Genomic DNA, 18430 nt, shown 5'->3' on the forward strand with positions numbered 1-18430 from the left:
CAACACTTTAGAAATAAATAAGCACTTTTAGTCAATTTGATCAATATAATGTAAAAAAAATTAGGAGTGATCTACATTGTCTTGGCTAATCATCTTGGCTTTTGCTGTTTCATCCAGTGTCGATAATTTAGGAGTAAGTATTTCTTATGGAATTCGCAAAATACGGATTGGCTTAGGGGCCAACTTATTGATTGGGTTTATTTGTTTTCTTATGAGTATAGCGGGAATTTCCTTTGGAGTTTGGCTTTCCAAGATTTTGCCAGGTATGTTCCCAGTGATTATTGGAGCGTTCTTTCTAATTATTATCGGTATAAGAATTATTTTATTAGCTACACCACGTAAAAAGGTTTTAGCCGTAAGCCATGAGCATAGCAACCCATCTCCAAGCATGAAAGGGGTTCTTAAGAATCCTGAAGCTGCTGATGTCGATAACTCTGGAGAAATTGGCTGGGGGGAAGCTGTGATTCTTGGGGTAGCCTTATCAGCGAATGCCCTTACCAATGGCTTAGGTGCCGGTTTACTTGGGTTTTCACCACTTGCTATTTCACTAACCGCTGCCATTGGTAGTATTATCAGTGTTTGGGCAGGAGTTAAGTTAGGGCATAAATTAGCTTCCGTTCGTATTGGCTCTTTTACACTAGGTGAATTCGGAACAATCATTAGCGGGATCATTATTTTAATAATTGCTATTAGAGCATTCTTTTAATATTTACCAAATAAACATTGACAAAATGTCAACACTTAGGTATATTCCACAAGAACACTTACTTTATTACTCTATAAAAATGTTTAAGTAGAATCGTATTCTCATATGTAAAACTAGATAAATTTCGAAGTCCGATATGGGAGGGAAGAGTATGTCAGATGATCAACCAAAAACTAGTAAACTTGGTTTGCGGTTAAAAGAATTACTGAAGGAACGGTCATTATCAATGAGAAAACTTGGTGAGTTCACTAATATTGATACAGCAACCATTTCACGGATTATTAATGGTAAACGAAGAGCAAATCCTGACCATTTACAAAAATTTGCCGACTGTCTTGGTGTCCCTATCGCTGATTTATTTGTAGCAGCTGGTTACTCCATTGACCAAAGACAGGAACATCAGTATTCAGATATTCATTCGTCTATAGACAGCATTCAAAGTATCCTCGAATCCTCTGAATTATATAATAAAACGTTCACTATTGAGAGTGTTGAACAGCAATTGACAAAATATCAACTATATTCATACACCGAAGAGGGAGAAGAGACTATTCTAAATGGCTTTGAGAAAAAGCTTATGAAAGTTGGCAGCATAGGTCCGTTTATTAGTCAGTTGAAGGAAATGTTTGAGCGGTTTCGCTTAAGAAATGGTACTCCTGCTGAGCTTGCCATCATTGGCAGTGCGCTCATTTATTTTATTATTTCGGTAGATGTTATCCCTGATTACATTTTTCCAATTGGGTATTTAGACGATGCAATCGCAGTAAAACTTGTTTTAAATTTATTATCAACAAAAGCATGAAACTAAACATAAAAACGATTCTGACAGGTGATATTCCAAATGGAAAAAAGAGTAAGAATAAACAAGAAACGAAAATGGCTTAGAAACCTCCTTTTGACAGTTCTTTTATTATTTATAACGGTATCCATTTATTGTATTTATCAATATAAAAGTGGATTGTCTGAAGCGAATAATGGTAAGTATAAGAGCGATCAAAAAATGTTTCATGACTTCCAAGGCACTGAGCCTCAATTTGGAGAGATTAATATTTTATTATTTGGAAGTGATTCACGGGGTGAGGAGCATGCACGTTCTGATACGTTAATGATCGCTCATTATAACCAAAACACTCATAGTATGAAAATCGCTTCGATTATGAGGGATACGTATGTGGATATTCCTGGTCATGGTATGCAAAAAATAAATGCCGCTTTTGCATTTGGCGGGCCTGAATTAGTAAGGAAAACGATTAAGGAAAATTTTGATGTTGATATTAATTACTATGCCGTTGTCGATTTTGAAGGGTTTTCAAAAATAGTTGACATCGTTGCCCCTAACGGAGTCGAGGTCGATATTCCATACGAAATGTCCTATGGAATTGGGATGACACTGCATCCAGGTAAACAAATATTACATGGTGATAAATTGTTAGGCTATGTTCGATTTCGCCACGATCGTCTAAGTGATTTTGGCCGGGTGGAAAGACAGCAGGAAGTAGTCTCAAAGATCAAAGAACAAGCAGTCAGTGTTCATAGTTTGGTAAATCTACCAAAGATCCTTGGAGTGGCTGACCCTTACATTGATACAAATGTAGATACTCCAACCATTCTATCAATTGGCAAAGGGCTAATTGCTGGGAAATCAAAAAGTATGGAAAGTATTCGGATACCAGTTAAAGATTCATATGAGAATGAAACGGTTAACGTGGGAGCTGTGCTTAAAATTGATATCAATAAAAACAAGCAAGCTTTAAAAGACTTTTTAGCATCAACTGAAGATGAAAGTAATACCAGTCAATGAGGTAGGACCACTGACCACTACAATGGGGCATGAGTAATTCATGATAAAAACGACTTATTTGTACGTGGTCTTTTTTGCATGTTTAATAATTTGAACATAATTTTCTTCGAGAATTCGAGAATGATGTTAAATTATTAAATATTTAGGTTATTTTTACAGAAATGAGGATTTTTCATGAATTACGAATTATTTCAATCAATTAATCAACTTGCGGGTCATCATCCTTTATTGGACGAACTAATGGTCTTTGCTACACAAAAAGCATTGCTGATTTATGCAATAGTGTTAATTGCGATGTGGGTTTTTGGGAAAGAAAACCATAAACATACAGTCGTCTTTGCTACTATGACGGGGGCATTGAGCTTATTCATTAACTTTATTATTGGTCTTATTTACTTTGAACCCCGTCCATTTGTAACACATAATGTTCAATTATTAATTACACATGCCGCTGATGCCTCTTTTCCAAGTGACCATACTACAGGTGCATTTGCATTGTCTTTAGCGGTCTTATTACGCCACCGTAAAATCGGATTTGGAATGGTCTTGCTTGCGTTATTAACCGGTATCTCTCGTGTATATGTGGGTCACCATTATCCAGTTGATGTACTTGGCAGCATTGTTATAGCGACAGTTGTAAGTATATTTATTTATAAGATTAGCCCCTTTTTGCAGCCGATTCCTAGGATGGTCATTCATATATATAATAAAATTCCGTTAGTTCCCAAAAATGGTCAAAGTGAAAAAATTATTAATCCTTTGAAATGGAAAGCAAAATAATAGAAACACACATGGTGAAGAAAATGAAAACAGAGACAAATATTTATAGACGATTAGATGGTCCAATCATGCAGCAGTCAATAAACAGGCTAGTATGGATTACAAATCGATTATTACACCCAAATAGGCTTACTAGACCCTATTAGGAAGGATTCTAATTATCGATTGTATGGAGAAGAGTGCATTCAGATTTTGGATTTGGTTGAACATTATAAAACTCTCAATATGCCAGTTAAGGAAGTAAAAAATTTCTTAACTTACATAACCCTAAAAGTACAGTTAACCAGGAAAGAATAGTATTTTTTATTTCAGAGTATTGAAGTCTCTTGGAGTGGTGGGCAAGTTCTGGAGCTTTACTTGTATTGTTTTATTTAACAAGCTATATAAGAGTAGTAAAGAAGTTTTAAAGATTCCCTTGGTAGTTAAATATTAGCTTTACTTTTAAATGTACAATATTAGTTTTAAGTTAAAAGGGAGGTAGTGTTAATGGTAAGTCCTGGAGGTTTAGTTTTAATTGGTGCTGTTGCATTAATCGTGTTTGGACCAAAGAAGTTACCAGAGGTGGGACGTGCAGTAGGTAAATCACTTGTCGAGTTTAAAAATGCTACACGAGGAATAATTGAAGATGATAACGTAAAAGAGAAAAAGGAAAGATCTTTAGAAGAAATCAAAAGTGAAGAAACAAAACTAAAATAGTCTATTAATGGGTGTTCCTTATATGCATATAAAGTAATTGGCCATTATTTAAATAATGTTGGTTTCAAACAAAGTATATATATATAACAAAGAAAATATACTTATTTTTATAGTAAGATGATTTGTACAAGGAGCATAAAAATAGACCTTCGTTTCTGAAGGTCTATTTGTTATACATATGTCGACATCCGACTCATCAATAGCCGTACCTAACACAATATTAACCTCATAAATCAAGACTTTACCATCCATTAAGGGGTCCTACCACATGCCCATCAAGCTAACCGAACAAACTACCCCCAAAATGAAAAAAACGTTATTCTTTCAGTAAAATACTTGAATATGAAAGTACTCAGTGTTTCAATGACTTCACCTTACAAAAAGAAGAAGTTTCAGGGATGGTAAAAGTTGAATTGGATGATTTTGAAGACCTGTGGGACGGAACAAAAGAAGAAGTGAATATCCAAGGCTTTGAAATCAATCAAGATGACCATAGAATGATGATAGATCAATATGTTGGCAGAGATAAATTTGTGCCGCATGATATTTCCTATTATAAAAGCATTATTAGGTTGATCAGAGAAAACTTATCATATCATTCAGGTTCTGACCAAAGCTAACTAAAACTTAAGCCCCAACAAAACAATTCGAGTTTTGTTGGGGCTTAAGTTGTGTTCAAAAAGGTGAAAATCCTTCTTGACTCAAAAGAATCTGTTCTTCAGGAAATACTCCTTTAAGCCTGTCATAGACGATTTTATAGGCTGAAGGATGATACCAATCTTCTAAACCAAGTGCTTGATATTTAGAAGCAATGCCTAGACTTTTCGTCCGTTTTCCGCCACTTCCGTCGCCCATGAAATAGTCGTCCACACAAACACGATTGACTAATCCAGCTAATTTATCTGGGAATTCATTACTGCTGGGCAAGACTGGAGCTATTGTGGCTTGAGTCGGTATATCGGCATCTCTCAATAGTTGCAGTGTCTTTAATCTGCCGCCAATTGGTGGAGCATCTGGTGTAAAATGTTTACGAATGTCTTCTCTATCTGTTTCAATGGTCATGCTTATCCGCACTTTATTCTTCAACTGCGCAAACAAGTCTATGTCTCTTTTGACGAGAGGGCTTCGCGTTTGCACAAACAAAAAGTCTGGTTGGTTGATTACCATGACTTCGAGTAAGGAGCGGGTGATTCTTTCCTGATATTCTATTGGCTGGTAAGGGTCGGTGCTTGAAGACATGAATATGGTTACATTTCCTTTGGCTTTCTCTCTTGTGAGCGCTTTGTCCAATATCTCTGCCGCCCCTTTTTTTACATCAACCCAGCTTCCCCAGTCTTCTTTCCTAAAGATAGAAACAGGCATTTTCCTCACATAACAATAGGAACAGCTAAATGAACAACCTGTGTAAGGGTTCAATGTGTGACTGTAGTCTGAAAGAAAACCTGTACCTTTATTTAAAATCGTTTTAGGGTTTTTATACAGAATTTGTGCTGTCATCGTGTTGTACCGTTACTTTGCATCATGAAAAATGATTCCCATCCCGTAGCGTATTCCAGATTGAAGAGTGCTTACGCCATGACGCATCGTATTCTTGTAATAACCTTTTTTACCTTCTACTGGCCGGTGGTTCGTAGGGAAGAGGAGTGCTTCTCCTTGTTCTAGCGTGATGACATGCCCTCGGCTTTGGGCTCGGGGCCGCTGTTCTACAAGAATGGATTCGCCTCCAGTATAATCGACCCCCCGCTGATTTAGCGTAAATACAACTTGGAATGGGAAATAAACGTCTCCATATAGATCCTGATGCATACAATTATAGCCGCCTGCTTCATATTTAAGAATAAGAGGGGTGGAACGGGTTTGTTCTTTTTCATGGCACTCTTCTAAAAAAGCAGCTAACGTATCAGGATAAATGGCTTCTTTCCCTAACTGGTGCAACCATCGATTAGCAGCTATAGCGAGCTCAGGGTAAAATGCCGTACGTAGCTCCTGCAGTATAGCTGGCAAAGGATAATCGAAATATTTATACTCGCCTTCACCGAAGCGATAACGTCCCATGTTGATTGTGTTTCGATATAGTTCTTCTTTGTCATACAACTTAATAACGTTTTGACATTGTTCAGGAGTAAGCAGGACCGGCAATTTTGCAAAGCCTTGGTCGTCCAATGTTTGATGAATTTGGTCCCAGTCAAGAGTGTTGATTGGTGATTTCAACTCCTTATTCATTGATCTCTCCTCCATTTTGTGCTTCTAATTGAAGCAGAAATTGTTTCATCTCCGTTCCTCCGCGGTAACCAGTTATGGCTCCATTTTTTCCAATTACCCGATGACATGGCACCGTAATCAGAACTGGATTGGCACCGATAGCCGTTCCGACGGCGCGAACAGCTTTGGGTCTTTGAATGTGCTCGGCAATATCAGAATAGGAATAGGTTTCTCCATAGGGTATTTGATTCAATGCTGCCCAAATTTCTTGTTGAAATGGCGTTCCTTTAACATCTACGGGTAATGAGAAAGTTTGCCGCTTTCCCTCGAAATATTCATACAGTTCTTTTAGATAGGGCTTTAAGGCTTCTTCATTTTCAACAAGGTTCTCCAAGGGGAAGCGTTTTTGTATCCAAGTTTTCAGCTCATCATACGATTGACCAGGTGAACCTACATAACAAAGTCCCTTCTCAGACTTGACTACATATAATTGCCACTTATCGTATTTTAAAATGGCCCAAGCTATTGTTTGTTCTTTAACATTCATCATGTTGTTCACGCTCCTTCTTCAAGTTTTGATGGTAAGCTTTGCGATATCCTGATGGTGTATTTCCCGTTTTCTTTTTGAATAACGTTATAAAATAGGGGGTACTTGAAAATCCTACAGCTAATCCTATTTCGGTTACCGGCTGTTCGGAGCTTTCAAGCATTCTAATTGCTTTTTCAAGGCGGAGTTGTTGAATATATTCAGTAGGCGATAGACCTTTCACACGCTTAAACAATCTTTGTAAGTGGTAGGGACTGCCATGAGAAATATCCGCCAATGTGTTCAATGTGAGGGGCTCGCTGTAATGTTGATCAATCCATTCAGTTATTTGCTCAATCCACTCTTCTGTAGGCAGATTCAAGCCTTCGGGTTTACAGCGTTTACAAGGCCTGAAATTTTCTTCTAAAGCCATATTGGCATTTTTGAAAATCTGCACGTTTTCTTTGTTGGGCACCCTGGATTTACAAGAGGGCCTGCAAAAGATGCCTGTTGTTTTTACGCCATATAAAAAATGATCATCATACGCTGCATCACACTCTATAATAGCTTTCCAGTAATCATTAGGAATGTCTGTTTTTTTCAAATTCATCACATTCACCTCTCCTTTTAGTATACAAGAAAGTATTGATATACAAACATTTCGATAATATAAAAGCAAGATAACGTAATTTCTTTCAACGGAAAAATAAGAAAAAAAACCTTTCACTATATTAGGGATTAGTGATCGGCTCATTCCGAAACCTTTTTGATTTTTTATTGGATTTGAAGCAGTTATAGAGAATCGTAGGTGTTTTATAAGCTGCATCTGCGGCAACAGCTTCGGGTTTTCCAACTCTTCTAATCACATTTTCCACTAGTGGCTCTAGGATATTACTATCATGTGTATTACCTGGTGTTACAATCGTGCCGACTACAAAACCGTTTCGATCTGAGGCAGCATGGAATGAATAGGCAAACTGTTTTGAAATGTTAAAACAAAGTTGATTGGAACGAAAGGTGCGAGACTCCTGCGGGATAAGCGCGTCCAAGGGAGACCCCACAGGCGCATAGCGCGCCGAGGAGGCTCCCGGACCGCCCGCGGAAAGCGAGTTCCTGGAGTGGAAATCAACGTTCAATCCTCAAAAAAACTGTAGACAAACTCAATTATTTATCGAGTTTGTCTACACTGAAACTTTCACTATATTAGTGATCGGCTTTTTTTATGTTAAAATCTCCAAATAACCAATGGAAAAAGGCTATAAATATTGTAAAATAAATCGAATAGCCTAAATTACCCAACCACTTTATCGGTTCACCATCGGAGTATTGTATGATAGAGGTAGCAAGGTACATCAAGATAATAGCTACTAAACAGCTAATTAAAAATCTTTTCTTTGATATTCTCATGGCTAAGGTAAAACTCCCTTTACATTTTCAGTTTATCGTAATATCCATCTATTTACATAACCTCCATTATACTAGAAAAGCGATGTTCTTGATATTCAAGGGCTGAAGCTGAAAAAATAAGAAGGAAGGCCTAGCTTGAGGAGTAGGGGTAATATCTGGCTCACACTCTTTCACCATAATGCTGAAAGAGTTGCTCTAGTGAAAATTTGGAAGTAACTATAAATAGGTTAGGTCTGTTAAAATAAGGAAGGTGGATAAAACTCCAGGAGTATTTGCGACAAATGGAATTAATTTATGGCAGAGTGAGAACTTGGCTGTTTTGCAAACATAGTTTAGTTGTGAATCACAAAAGGGTATATCAGTTGATGAAAGAGTTAGTTCACTTTTTTAATACAAAATGAAATAACAAAGCAGTTCTAAATGATCTGCGATTTAGACTGCTTTGTTATTATAAGATATCCCTTAATGTAAATTAATGTGCGGTATAGCCCCCATCAACAAGAAGGGTTGTACCATTAACAAAACTGGCATCATCACTTGCTAAAAATAAGACAGCCTTTGCTATTTCTTCCGGTTTTCCAAGTCTACCTTGTGGATGAAGAGAAACTAAATATTCTTTCGTTTGAGGATCAACATTTGCAAGTAAAGGAGTGTCAATATAACCAGGGCAGACCGCATTAATACGAATACCATCTTTTGCATAAGCAGTACATAAGTTTTGAGTTAGTAGCTTCACGCCACCTTTTGCAGAGGAATAGGCTGTTGGATTTGGTAATGAAACAAAACTATGAATAGAACCAGCGTTAACAATGACACCTCCTGTACCTTGTTTAAGAAACTGTTCAATCGAATATTTATCAGAAAGGAATACTCCTGACAAATTAATATCGATGGTTCGTTTCCATTTTTCATAGGACAATTCATGTGCTGGTGCATCATCAGCAACTCCAGCATTTGCATACATAATATCTAGCTTGCCGTATTTATTCACGGTTTCATTGATCATCTGTTTAATATCTTCTTCATTTGTTACATCTGTTTTAACAAATAACGTATTATATCCATTCGTATTCAATTCTACTGATATGTCTTTACCACGTTCTGAAAAGTCAGCAATGACCACATTTGCTCCTTCTTCAGCAAAAAGGCGAACAGTCGCTTCACCAATTCCGCTTGCTCCACCTGTTACGATTGCTACTTTATCTTTTAATTTCATCTCAATCTCTCCATTCTAGAATTTATTCATGTCGATATCCTATTGTTAACATTGCTACATCTTTTTATCTTGCTGTTGCTCCACCATCAATCACAAATTCTGCACCTGTCGAGTAAGCTGATTCATCAGAAGCAAGAAATAGCACTGTATTTGCTACATCTTTTACAGATCCTAGATGTCCTAAAGGAAATAAATTTGCACCTAATTGTTCTTTTGAATTTCCAGTTACCTCTGAAGCATAGTCTGCCATTCCAGTATCGATGTATCCAGGATGGATAGAGTTCACTCTAACCCCCGCAGAAGCATATTCCATCGCCGCATCTTTTGTCATAATACGTACTGCTCCTTTACTAGCACCATATAGAACATGTCCTGGAGATCCCATCAAACCTGCTATGGAGGAAGCATTAATCACTGAACCTTTATTTTGTTTGGCCATCAATGGCATGATATGTTTCATTCCAAGGAATACGCCAGTAACATTAATAGACATTAGACGATTCCATTCTTCCAGTTCAATCTCTGCAACAGGTTTTATAATATAAATTCCAGCATTGTTGAAAAGAACATCAACTTTACCAAAAGTCTTTATGGTTTCCTCTGCAACCTTTTTCCAGTCTTCTTCTTTGCTAACATCGTGTTGGACGAAAAGTGCTTCTCCACCATTTGTTTGAATGTCTTTTACTGCTTGGCTTCCAGATTCTTGATTTATGTCAGTGATAACAACTTTTGCTCCTTCTTTAGCAAACAATAAGGCTGTTTCTTTACCAATTCCTGTACCTCCACCGGTTACGATGGCCACTTTATTTTCAAGTCTCATTACAAGTACGCATCCTTTCACTATTTATTAAAATCATGTATAAAATTGTGTACAAAGAACCTTTTTAATATTCGAAATCGGATTCTAAATGATTTACTAACTTGCTACACGTCCATCTTACTACTTTCATTTTGAAATACTATCCTATAAGATGATGTATAATAATAGAGTGAATATCCTCCATTTATAGGGTTATTTTGTTTGAAGGAGAAGAATTTCTTATGACTCAGCCATTTCATCCATATGAAGAAATTACGTTTCAACAATTCGTATTGTTCATCAAAACTCATAGCAAACAGATTGAAGAAAATGTAAATATCTACCTCAGTCTAGAACCTTCCATTTCCGAGTCAGATCGAAAAATAACTGATACGTTGCTGCATTCATTTTTTCAACTATTAACTCATTCGAACATTGAAGGTATCGATGAAGATTTAGCTAGTCACTTAGACACTTGGCTTCAATCTCAGTTATCGATTATAAATATGAAAAGTTTTAACATGTTTCAATTGATTTTCCAAAAATCTTTGACTACACTAATGCTCCAAATAAAACATAACCGAATGATTACTATATTAATGTTTTTATTATCTATTTTTACATACCTTGTCCATAGTTATAACAATTGGATAGATGAAGATACTACAGATCTTACCAAAAAAAATCTCCATGAAAATAGGGAACTTAAAAGACTCCAATTGTTAGACAAATTAAACAAACTCCTGATCCGCTCTTCAGGAGTTCAAGATTTAGCCTATATATTAAAAAAATGTGAAGAGTATTTTCATTATAAACGATGTGTTTTTTACGCTTATGTCCCATGGTCGAATCAATTCTACGGTGTTATTGGTGCAGAGCTTCCAAAGGTACAGAGCATGAAAGGACAGCTTACTGAGCAGAATACAGTTTTGAGTTCCAAAAAACCGATTTATTTAAAAAATCCAAAAAATTATGTAAAAGAGGAACATGTAAAATTATTTAATCTGTCTTCCGTTATCTTTATACCAATCACCCATCAAGATCAATTGTTTGGATGGCTTACTTTTGATCAGTTAGGGGAAGACTTTGATTGTTCGAAAGATGAGTTAGATTTACTTGAACAAGTGGGGAAACGACTTGGCTTATTTTTATCAAGAAAAGGTGAAAAAGTAGCAAAAACTTCCGAGCTTCACTTAACAGAAAGAGAATCCACGATTCTTGATTTGCTTTCGGAAGGGTACGACAATAAAAAAATAGGCGAATTATTGTTCTTAAGCGAGCATACGGTGAGAGATTATGTGAGCAGTTTAATGACTAAACTAAAAGCAAAAAATCGGACGCAAGTCGTTGCCCTTGCTTTTCGATTAGGTTTATTAAATTAATTCCCCCCTTTTGCAAATCCGTCAACAATGAGAGGGTCTTAGGAAAACCTAATATATGACCGATGAACACTAAGAAGGACCAAAAATAATGGTCTTTTTTCTTTTGGTTTACTTATGATTTCTCGACTTTCAGCCTCTAGGATTCATTACTTTTTTGGTTTGTTTTCATACCCGGTCCAAATTTAGAAGGAAAGAGCAAGATAACGTAATTATTTTTTGATTAGAATAAAGCGTACGCGACAAAGGAGGAGCAAATATGAAAGAGATATTTTCAAACAAAGAAGAAATGTGTGAATTAATCATCCACGTACCCAAAGAGTTTAGTTTTACGGAAAACCTTAAATACCTGTCACGGTCCTCCAATGAATGTCTATTTAAAATTGTTGATCAAAAAATTTATCGTGCCTTATTCGTAGAAAACGAGACAATATTAGTGGAAATCCGTGCTAAGAATGAAACGGAGCTTTTCGTTCGATTTCCAGGACGGACTGAACCAATCGAAAAACATGTTAAAGACGCTGTATCCCTATACATTCGGCAATGGTTTGATTTGGACACAAATCTGCTTCCTTTTTATGAGTTAGCAAAAAACGATCCTTTATTGGAAAGGCCAGTAAGTCAATTTTATGGCCTGCGAAATATGGGTATCCCGGATTTATTTGAAGCTATTGCCTGGGGAATTCTTGGACAGCAAATCAACTTGACGTATGCTTATACATTGAAACGGAGACTTGTTGAGAGATTCGGTAAATCGGTTGAATATGAAGGAGAGAAATATTGGCTGTTCCCAACTCCTAAAGTGATAGCGAATTTAACCGTAGAAGATTTTGCAGAGATGAAGATGACCGTGAAGAAATGCGAATATTTAATTGGTGTGGCCCAACTGATGGTTCGAGGAGATCTCACAAAAGAAGAGTTGTTACATGCTAAGGATGTTAAAGCGGCTGAAGAAATGCTGACCAAAATTCGTGGAATCGGTCCGTGGACAGCGAACTATGTATTGATGCGCTGTTTACGTTTTCCAGCAGCTTTTCCAATTGATGATGTCGGGTTGCATAATTCAATGAAATTGGTTTTGGAAACTGAAGCAAAACCTACGAAAGAAGAAATTCTCAAATTATCAGGAGCGTGGGCCAACTGGGAGTCTTATGCGACGTTCTATTTATGGAGATTGCTATATTGAAAAGCCATGGTAAAGCCCACTTGAATTGGATTCAAAGTGGGCTTTTGAATGTTCATTTTTCAATGTGGGAGACTAGTGGATTCACAAGGTAAAATACCAAAACTCACGGTCCGCTATAACTAGATCATAAGGTGTTTTAATGTCAGTCCAACTAACGCTTCGATTAACTCCTATGGGCAAGTCTTCGTGGCCATTCAAACTAGTGAAATACTCTATAACTCCGCTAGCGTGCAGTTCTTCCTCTATATACGAATACAATATATCTAAACACTTTTCTTGTATCGCATTGCTTTTGGATACGTATTTTAGCGGTAAAAGGTTATGGTTAATGGCAACCTGATGATTGAATGAAAAGTGGGAACTATATGAAAATCTTGTTTTTGATGCCCTATCATAATTATCTTCAAAATGTAAATGTGTGAAATCCAATTCATCTTTGAAAACATTTGGTTGTTCAGGTGAGACTGGCTTAAGGCCAAACGAACCTTCAGGAAGTTTCATTGGAGAAGCAATATAGATGTATTGAGTCAAAAATGTTCTCCCCTTTCTCTTACAATAATGTTTTACAGGGCCTACTAAGTGAGAATCCCCCTAATAATTACAAAGTAGCCCAACCATCTCAAGCCTATTCACCATACCTTATTACAATCAATCAGGTAGAGGTGAATGACTATGTATATGTACCCAACGTATTATTATGAAGATCAAGATTATCTTGTCCGACAGTTTCCAGGTCTACCCGGCTTTCCAAGTATACCTGGTTTACCAGGGGTTCCGAGCCAACCGGGATTTCCAGGTGCACCAGGATTTCCGGGCCAACCAGGATTACCACCAAGTTCACAAGCGCCAACGGCCCCTCCGCCATCGTTTATCCCTCTTCAACAATCGGCTTCAACATTTGCTGTAGATCCAGGAGCCATTTCATTTTGCTTATTCCGGAATACATTTATATGGTTAAATAATGGTGCAAGTTTCTGGTATTATCCCATTTTTGTCGGTCCGCGATCTGTTGCAGGCTTCAGATGGAATGGCAGGTTCTGGACAGTTTTTGGCATAGATACAAGACAAATCAATTCATTTACATGTTTTTGAAAATGCTCAAAGGAGATGTTTCCTTTGAGCATTTTAGGTTTCAGACTGTTTTGCTTTCTTCCAGTAAGAAAAGATATGGTAGCAAGACAGAAGCAGGACTATCCAAAGAAAGACATCATTAAAGGAAATACCTATCGTTGATCGTCCCCCTAAAGCGGTTAACATTCCCACTAGGGAAAGGAGATACAAGGTGTAAAACAACTGCTCCTTGATCCTCACATCATGATCGGTGTGACTATTTTTCTTAAATAGGACACTGAGAAATAAACCGATCATAACCCCAAGTAGTACCTCTGGTGAAACGATATCAGAAAGAAAAAGGACTGGAAAAAAATCATAAATAAGCAAAAGGGTGATGATGATCATATAAATCATTTGATAAGGATTCAAGAAATTCATTTCGCCCTCCATTTTTTTAAAAATTATACCTTGTTTTGTTACTTAAATCCTTTCATTTTTAAATATGGTGAAATAAACGCCAACAAATCACAATGTTCAATATTTAATAGAAATGGTAAAATCATTATTAAAAAAGTGGAAATGAAAATAGAGGATGCTGTTAAATATGAGGAAAGTATCGCTAGAAACCAAGATTCTTGGGTTAGTCTTATCATTGAGCTTATTTTTGATTCTCTTATTAACGACCTCCTTTTCCTATATGGAAGGAAGACAAATAGCGAAGGATAAAGGTCAATTAGCTTTGGAGTTATCAAGAACCATTAGCTTTATGCCTACCATCAGGGAGGCATTTGAATCAGAAAATCCTGCTAGAACAATCCAGCCGATTGCCGAAAAGATTCGCAAGGAAACAGGGGCTGAATTCATCGTTGTAGGAAATAAAGATGGAATTCGTTATTCCCATCCGTTAACCTCTGAAATAGGGAAGAAAATGGAGGGCGGGGATAACATTCGGGCTATTCAATATGGTGAATATTACGTTTCCGAAGCGGCTGGTTCCCTTGGCCTTTCTATTCGAGGAAAGTCACCGATATTTGATAAGGATGGAAAAATAATTGGAATCGTTTCGGTCGGTTTTTTAGTGAATGATGTTCGTGCCCAAATTTTTAAGGATTTGTCTAAAGAGATGATTGTGTCTTTAGTAGCCATTATGATATCAATCGTTGGGAGCTATATGCTGGCAAGAAGCATACGTAAAGATACATTAGGGTTAGAGCCATTTGAAATTGCTAATTTATATAAAGAAAAAAATGCAGTACTTCACTCGGTGAAAGAAGGAATTATAGCCATTGATCAAAATGGTCTGATTACATCCATGAATCAGCCGGCAAAAAAGTTGCTGGATATAAAAGAACCTGTTCGCCATTTGAAAGTAGATGGGCTGTTTCCTTCAACATATTTATTCGAAGTGTTGAAATCAGGGGAACCGCAAGTGGATAAAGAAATTTCATGGAAAGATAAATCTGTTATTGTGAATTGCACCCCGATCTTCGATAGTGAAGGTGTAAGCGGTGTAGTCGCTTCGTTCCGTGATCGAACAGAAATAGAGGAAATGGTTAACACATTATCGGAAGTGAAGATGCATTCAGAGGATTTAAGAGCACAAACCCATGAATTTACCAATAAATTATATGTTCTATCCGGATTGATACAGTTAGGGGAATATGATGAAGCAATAGATATGATTCAAAGCGAAACATCCGAACTGTACTCTCTGAACCGTGTTGTGTTCGAACAGATTAAAGATACAAAGGTACAAGCTCTGTTACTTGGGAAGATAGGAAAAGCATCAGAAAAGAAGATTCCCTTTGAAATAGACTCACAAAGTTACTTGGAGAAACTCCCTGAACATATAAAGTTGTCCCAACTTACCTTGATTCTTGGCAATATAATCGATAATGCGCTGGAAGCGGTTTCTGGCATAGATGAGCCACTAGTGAGATTTTTCGCTACCGATATCGGAAATGATATGGTATTTGAAGTAAGTGACAATGGAAAGGGAATACCCGAAAATGATATCGCGTTTATTTTCGACCGAGGTTTCACTTCGAAATCAAGTGGAAATCCAAGTGGATATGGACTATCAAATGCTGATTCTGTTGTAAAAGAGTTGGGTGGCATCATCGAAGTTCAAAGCGAGGAAGAAAACACCGTATTCACCGTGTATCTTCCTAAAGAGCAGACAGGAGGGAAAGAATGTTAAAAATAAGAGCGGTCATTGCAGAAGATGATTTTCGTGTAGCGGATATCCATGAGAAATTTTTGAAAAATTTTGAAGAAATTGAAGTGGTCGGGAAAGCAGTAAGTGCAAAAAAGACTCTTCGGATTTTGGAACAAAAAAGCCCTGATCTGCTTCTGCTTGATGTCTATATGCCGGATCAGCTTGGTACAGACTTACTTCCAAACATTCGTCAGAAATTCCCGAATGTGGATATTATCATGATTACGGCAGCTACAGAAAAAGAACAACTTGAAAAGGCCCTTCACTATGGTGTAGAGAACTATTTAATTAAACCGGTAGAAATGAAGCGCTTCAACCAAGTCATAGTGGAGTATCTTAAGAAAGCCCACCTGATGCAATCTAAACAAGATATAGACCAGGATTTTGTTGATCTTATTTTAAAAAAGGGACCGTCTACGCCGAAAATCAATGATGGACCTGCATTACCAAAAGGAGTCGACGAAATTACATTATCAAAAGTAATGGATGTCCTTGAAATAAGTGACATTGGTTTGTCAGCTGAGCAAGTGAGCTCTCAAATCGGTGCTTCTAGAACAACAGCAAGGCGTTATCTGGAATACCTGATATCCGTAAAGAAATGTAAAGCAGAAGTAATATATGGGGTAGTAGGGAGACCAGAACGTAGATATTATAAGATTTGATTTAGAGAAAGATAACCTAGGAAATATAAAAACACCTTCGTAAATGGAGGTGTTTTTTGTATGGGAAAAGCGGTGGGAAGAAAAGTGCTTGAGAGTTACCAATATTGTTAAAAACATTAAAAAACCAACCATTCAAACCCGGGGGATGGCATCCGGTTTAGTCTTAAAATTGAAGAGGAAAAGTACCTCCGTGAACATAATGAACACAATTAACAAAATAGTTTTAAAACACAATAAATTGAAAACGCTTACAGATTAAGCGTTTTCATATACAATTTATTTTATTAGAAGATAGGAGTGATAGATATGCTCGCTTTACTAGGATACTTGATGATATTAGTGTTTATGATTTTAATTATGACTGGGCGACTCTCAGCCATGATAGCTTTGATTGTAGTACCTAGTGCTTTTGCACTTATTGGTGGTTTCGGTAGTGAAATGGGTGAAATGGCGTTAGAAGGAATCAAAAGTGTGGCGCCAACAGGAATCATGATTTTATTTGCGATCCTTTTCTTTGGTATTTTGATCGATGCTGGAGTTTTTGATCCCATCATTAATACGATCCTTAGACTTGTAAAAGGAGATCCTGTAAAAATTGCCCTCGGTACGGCAGTTTTGGCTTTACTTATTTCGTTAGATGGAGATGGTACAACCACATATATGATCACGATTTCTGCCATGCTTCCGCTATATAAACGGATTGGAATGAAACCGCTTGTATTAGCTGGTATCGCTGTTTCGTCATCTGGCGTCATGAATCTTCTTCCTTGGGGAGGCCCGACAGCAAGGGTGATGACTGCTTTGAAACTAGAAATGTCCGATGTTTTCACGCCTGTTATTCCTGCGATGATCGGCGGAGTGCTATTCGTTCTATTCATGGCATATTGTATGGGTAAAAAAGAAAGAAAAAGAATTGGGATAATAGAAGTAGATTATAATGCTGTAGCTCAACATGCGGCTGCAACAGAAGATGCTTACATTAAGCGTCCTAAATTAATTGTCTTTAATTATGCGTTAACACTTACCCTGCTAGTGGCGCTGATTATGGAACTTATGCCTTCAGCTGTCCTATTTATGATAGGTTTTGCCATTGCTGTTACGATTAATTATCCGAAAGTAAGTGATCAAAAAGAACGTGTAGCCAATTATGCTGACAATGCTTTATCCGTTGTTTCGATGATATTTGCAGCAGGTGTCTTTACCGGAATTCTTTCCGGAACTGAAATGGTAGATGCTATGGCAAACTCTATGATTCAGCACATTCCTGACCAAATGGGTGCACACTTTGCCGTTATCACCGCTATCATTAGCGCACCTTTTACTTTCTTCATGTCTAATGACGCCTTTTATTATGGCGTACTTCCATTACTTGCAAAAGCAGGCGCTGCTTATGGAATTGATCCTGCCCTGATAGGAAGAGCTTCTCTTTTAGGGTTGCCAGTTCATCTATTAAGTCCGCTTGTTCCATCTACCTATCTATTGATTGGGATGGTAGGAGAAGATTTTGGAGCCCTGCAGCGTACTTTCTTAAAGTGGGCTTGCGGATCGACTCTTGTCATGATTTTGGTATCTCTTGTATTAGGAATAATCCCACTATAAGAAATATAGCATGTAGTTCCCCGATTATTTAAAGTACCTTTTTATTGTAAAGAGCCCCATTCGTAATAGTACTATTACGAATGGGGCTCTTTAATTTCGATTGAAAAGGTGGCCCTATATCCTACTGCTCGCCTCCCTCACTAACACTCTTTCTATCTAAGCTCATTGATATTTATAACTGTCTGAATAAAACTAGAATT

21 protein-coding genes and 1 pseudogene are annotated in these 18430 nt (G+C 37.2%); 13 read left to right on the forward strand and 9 right to left on the reverse strand.

The annotated features are described in order from the left end of the window. The first annotated feature begins 76 nt into the window (after positions 1-76). The 7 genes from ytaF (at position 77) to ACQKMR_RS06825 (ending at position 4603) form a co-directional block, all read left to right on the forward strand. A complete protein-coding gene (ytaF, locus tag ACQKMR_RS06795; RefSeq protein WP_427696608.1) occupies positions 77-706 on the forward strand; it encodes a sporulation membrane protein YtaF in 630 nt (209 codons plus the stop codon). Positions 707-857: 151 nt separating this feature from the next. Next, positions 858-1508: a helix-turn-helix domain-containing protein gene (locus tag ACQKMR_RS06800; protein WP_427696609.1), complete on the forward strand. Its 651-nt coding sequence runs from the start codon at positions 858-860 to the stop codon at positions 1506-1508. A gap of 198 nt (positions 1509-1706) precedes the next feature. After that, on the forward strand, positions 1707-2507 hold the full coding sequence (locus ACQKMR_RS06805) for an LCP family protein (protein WP_427696803.1): 801 nt from the start codon (positions 1707-1709) through the stop codon (positions 2505-2507). 174 nt (positions 2508-2681) lie between these two features. Continuing rightward, complete coding sequence (locus tag ACQKMR_RS06810) at positions 2682-3287, forward strand: undecaprenyl-diphosphatase (protein ID WP_427696610.1); 606 nt, start codon at positions 2682-2684, stop codon at positions 3285-3287. Between the two features lie 105 nt (positions 3288-3392). Further along, the gene (locus ACQKMR_RS06815; RefSeq protein ID WP_427696804.1) at positions 3393-3584 is read left to right on the forward strand and encodes a MerR family transcriptional regulator; all 192 of its coding nucleotides are present in this window, start codon (positions 3393-3395) and stop codon (positions 3582-3584) included. A gap of 189 nt (positions 3585-3773) precedes the next feature. After that, a complete protein-coding gene (locus ACQKMR_RS06820; RefSeq protein ID WP_427696611.1) occupies positions 3774-3983 on the forward strand; it encodes a twin-arginine translocase TatA/TatE family subunit in 210 nt (69 codons plus the stop codon). A gap of 398 nt (positions 3984-4381) precedes the next feature. Further along, the gene (locus tag ACQKMR_RS06825) at positions 4382-4603 is read left to right on the forward strand and encodes a hypothetical protein (RefSeq protein WP_427696612.1); all 222 of its coding nucleotides are present in this window, start codon (positions 4382-4384) and stop codon (positions 4601-4603) included. Positions 4604-4658: 55 nt separating this feature from the next. Here ACQKMR_RS06825 and ACQKMR_RS06830 read toward each other — a convergent pair whose 3' ends face one another. The 7 genes and pseudogenes from ACQKMR_RS06830 to ACQKMR_RS06860 all read right to left on the reverse strand — a co-directional run bounded on the left by ACQKMR_RS06830 (position 4659) and on the right by ACQKMR_RS06860 (position 10154). Continuing rightward, a complete protein-coding gene (locus ACQKMR_RS06830) occupies positions 4659-5480 on the reverse strand; it encodes a radical SAM protein (RefSeq protein WP_427696613.1) in 822 nt (273 codons plus the stop codon). Positions 5481-5492: 12 nt separating this feature from the next. Beyond that, positions 5493-6206: a 2OG-Fe(II) oxygenase gene (locus ACQKMR_RS06835; RefSeq protein WP_427696614.1), complete on the reverse strand. Its 714-nt coding sequence runs from the start codon at positions 6204-6206 to the stop codon at positions 5493-5495. Continuing rightward, positions 6199-6735 carry a methylated-DNA--[protein]-cysteine S-methyltransferase gene (locus ACQKMR_RS06840; protein ID WP_427696615.1) on the reverse strand — a complete coding sequence of 179 codons (537 nt, stop codon included), beginning with the start codon at positions 6733-6735 and terminating at the stop codon, positions 6199-6201. The genes ACQKMR_RS06835 and ACQKMR_RS06840 overlap by 8 nt, the downstream gene beginning before the upstream one ends. Continuing rightward, entirely contained in the window at positions 6722-7321 is a 600-nt protein-coding gene (locus ACQKMR_RS06845) for a bifunctional transcriptional activator/DNA repair enzyme AdaA (RefSeq protein ID WP_427696805.1), read from the reverse strand. The genes ACQKMR_RS06840 and ACQKMR_RS06845 overlap by 14 nt, the downstream gene beginning before the upstream one ends. A 121-nt stretch (positions 7322-7442) precedes the next feature. Then, positions 7443-7697, reverse strand: a pseudogene (locus ACQKMR_RS06850) (transposase); the annotation flags it as partial. Positions 7698-8590: 893 nt separating this feature from the next. Continuing rightward, on the reverse strand, positions 8591-9334 hold the full coding sequence (locus ACQKMR_RS06855) for an SDR family NAD(P)-dependent oxidoreductase (RefSeq protein WP_427696616.1): 744 nt from the start codon (positions 9332-9334) through the stop codon (positions 8591-8593). Positions 9335-9398: 64 nt separating this feature from the next. Further along, positions 9399-10154: an SDR family NAD(P)-dependent oxidoreductase gene (locus ACQKMR_RS06860; RefSeq protein WP_427696617.1), complete on the reverse strand. Its 756-nt coding sequence runs from the start codon at positions 10152-10154 to the stop codon at positions 9399-9401. Between the two features lie 221 nt (positions 10155-10375). Here ACQKMR_RS06860 and ACQKMR_RS06865 point away from each other — a divergent pair, with 221 nt between their 5' ends. Together ACQKMR_RS06865 and ACQKMR_RS06870 are read left to right on the forward strand one after the other, a co-directional pair. Beyond that, the gene (locus ACQKMR_RS06865; protein WP_427696618.1) at positions 10376-11515 is read left to right on the forward strand and encodes a LuxR C-terminal-related transcriptional regulator; all 1140 of its coding nucleotides are present in this window, start codon (positions 10376-10378) and stop codon (positions 11513-11515) included. Positions 11516-11771: 256 nt separating this feature from the next. Beyond that, positions 11772-12698, forward strand: a complete 927-nt coding sequence (locus tag ACQKMR_RS06870; protein WP_427696619.1) for a DNA-3-methyladenine glycosylase family protein — start codon at positions 11772-11774, stop codon at positions 12696-12698. Between the two features lie 81 nt (positions 12699-12779). On the opposite strand, the gene ACQKMR_RS06875 is transcribed toward ACQKMR_RS06870, so the two are convergent. Beyond that, positions 12780-13229, reverse strand: a complete 450-nt coding sequence (locus tag ACQKMR_RS06875) for a hypothetical protein (RefSeq protein WP_427696620.1) — start codon at positions 13227-13229, stop codon at positions 12780-12782. Positions 13230-13370: 141 nt separating this feature from the next. On the opposite strand from ACQKMR_RS06875, the gene ACQKMR_RS06880 reads away from it, so the two are divergent. Further along, the gene (locus ACQKMR_RS06880; RefSeq protein WP_427696621.1) at positions 13371-13790 is read left to right on the forward strand and encodes a collagen-like protein; all 420 of its coding nucleotides are present in this window, start codon (positions 13371-13373) and stop codon (positions 13788-13790) included. Positions 13791-13823: 33 nt separating this feature from the next. On the opposite strand, the gene ACQKMR_RS06885 is transcribed toward ACQKMR_RS06880, so the two are convergent. Then, a complete protein-coding gene (locus tag ACQKMR_RS06885) occupies positions 13824-14189 on the reverse strand; it encodes a hypothetical protein (RefSeq protein WP_427696622.1) in 366 nt (121 codons plus the stop codon). A gap of 166 nt (positions 14190-14355) precedes the next feature. Between ACQKMR_RS06885 and ACQKMR_RS06890 the strand changes: the two genes are divergently transcribed. The 3 genes from ACQKMR_RS06890 (at position 14356) to ACQKMR_RS06900 (ending at position 18230) form a co-directional block, all read left to right on the forward strand. Continuing rightward, complete coding sequence (locus tag ACQKMR_RS06890; RefSeq protein WP_427696623.1) at positions 14356-15951, forward strand: ATP-binding protein; 1596 nt, start codon at positions 14356-14358, stop codon at positions 15949-15951. Continuing rightward, positions 15945-16631 carry a response regulator gene (locus tag ACQKMR_RS06895; RefSeq protein WP_427696624.1) on the forward strand — a complete coding sequence of 229 codons (687 nt, stop codon included), beginning with the start codon at positions 15945-15947 and terminating at the stop codon, positions 16629-16631. The genes ACQKMR_RS06890 and ACQKMR_RS06895 overlap by 7 nt, the downstream gene beginning before the upstream one ends. A gap of 306 nt (positions 16632-16937) precedes the next feature. Further along, positions 16938-18230, forward strand: a complete 1293-nt coding sequence (locus ACQKMR_RS06900) for a CitMHS family transporter (protein WP_427696625.1) — start codon at positions 16938-16940, stop codon at positions 18228-18230. The last annotated feature ends 200 nt before the right edge of the window (positions 18231-18430 follow it).

The organism is Peribacillus sp. NPDC096540 (assembly GCF_050278525.1).
Lineage (GTDB): Bacteria > Bacillota > Bacilli > Bacillales > DSM-1321 > Peribacillus.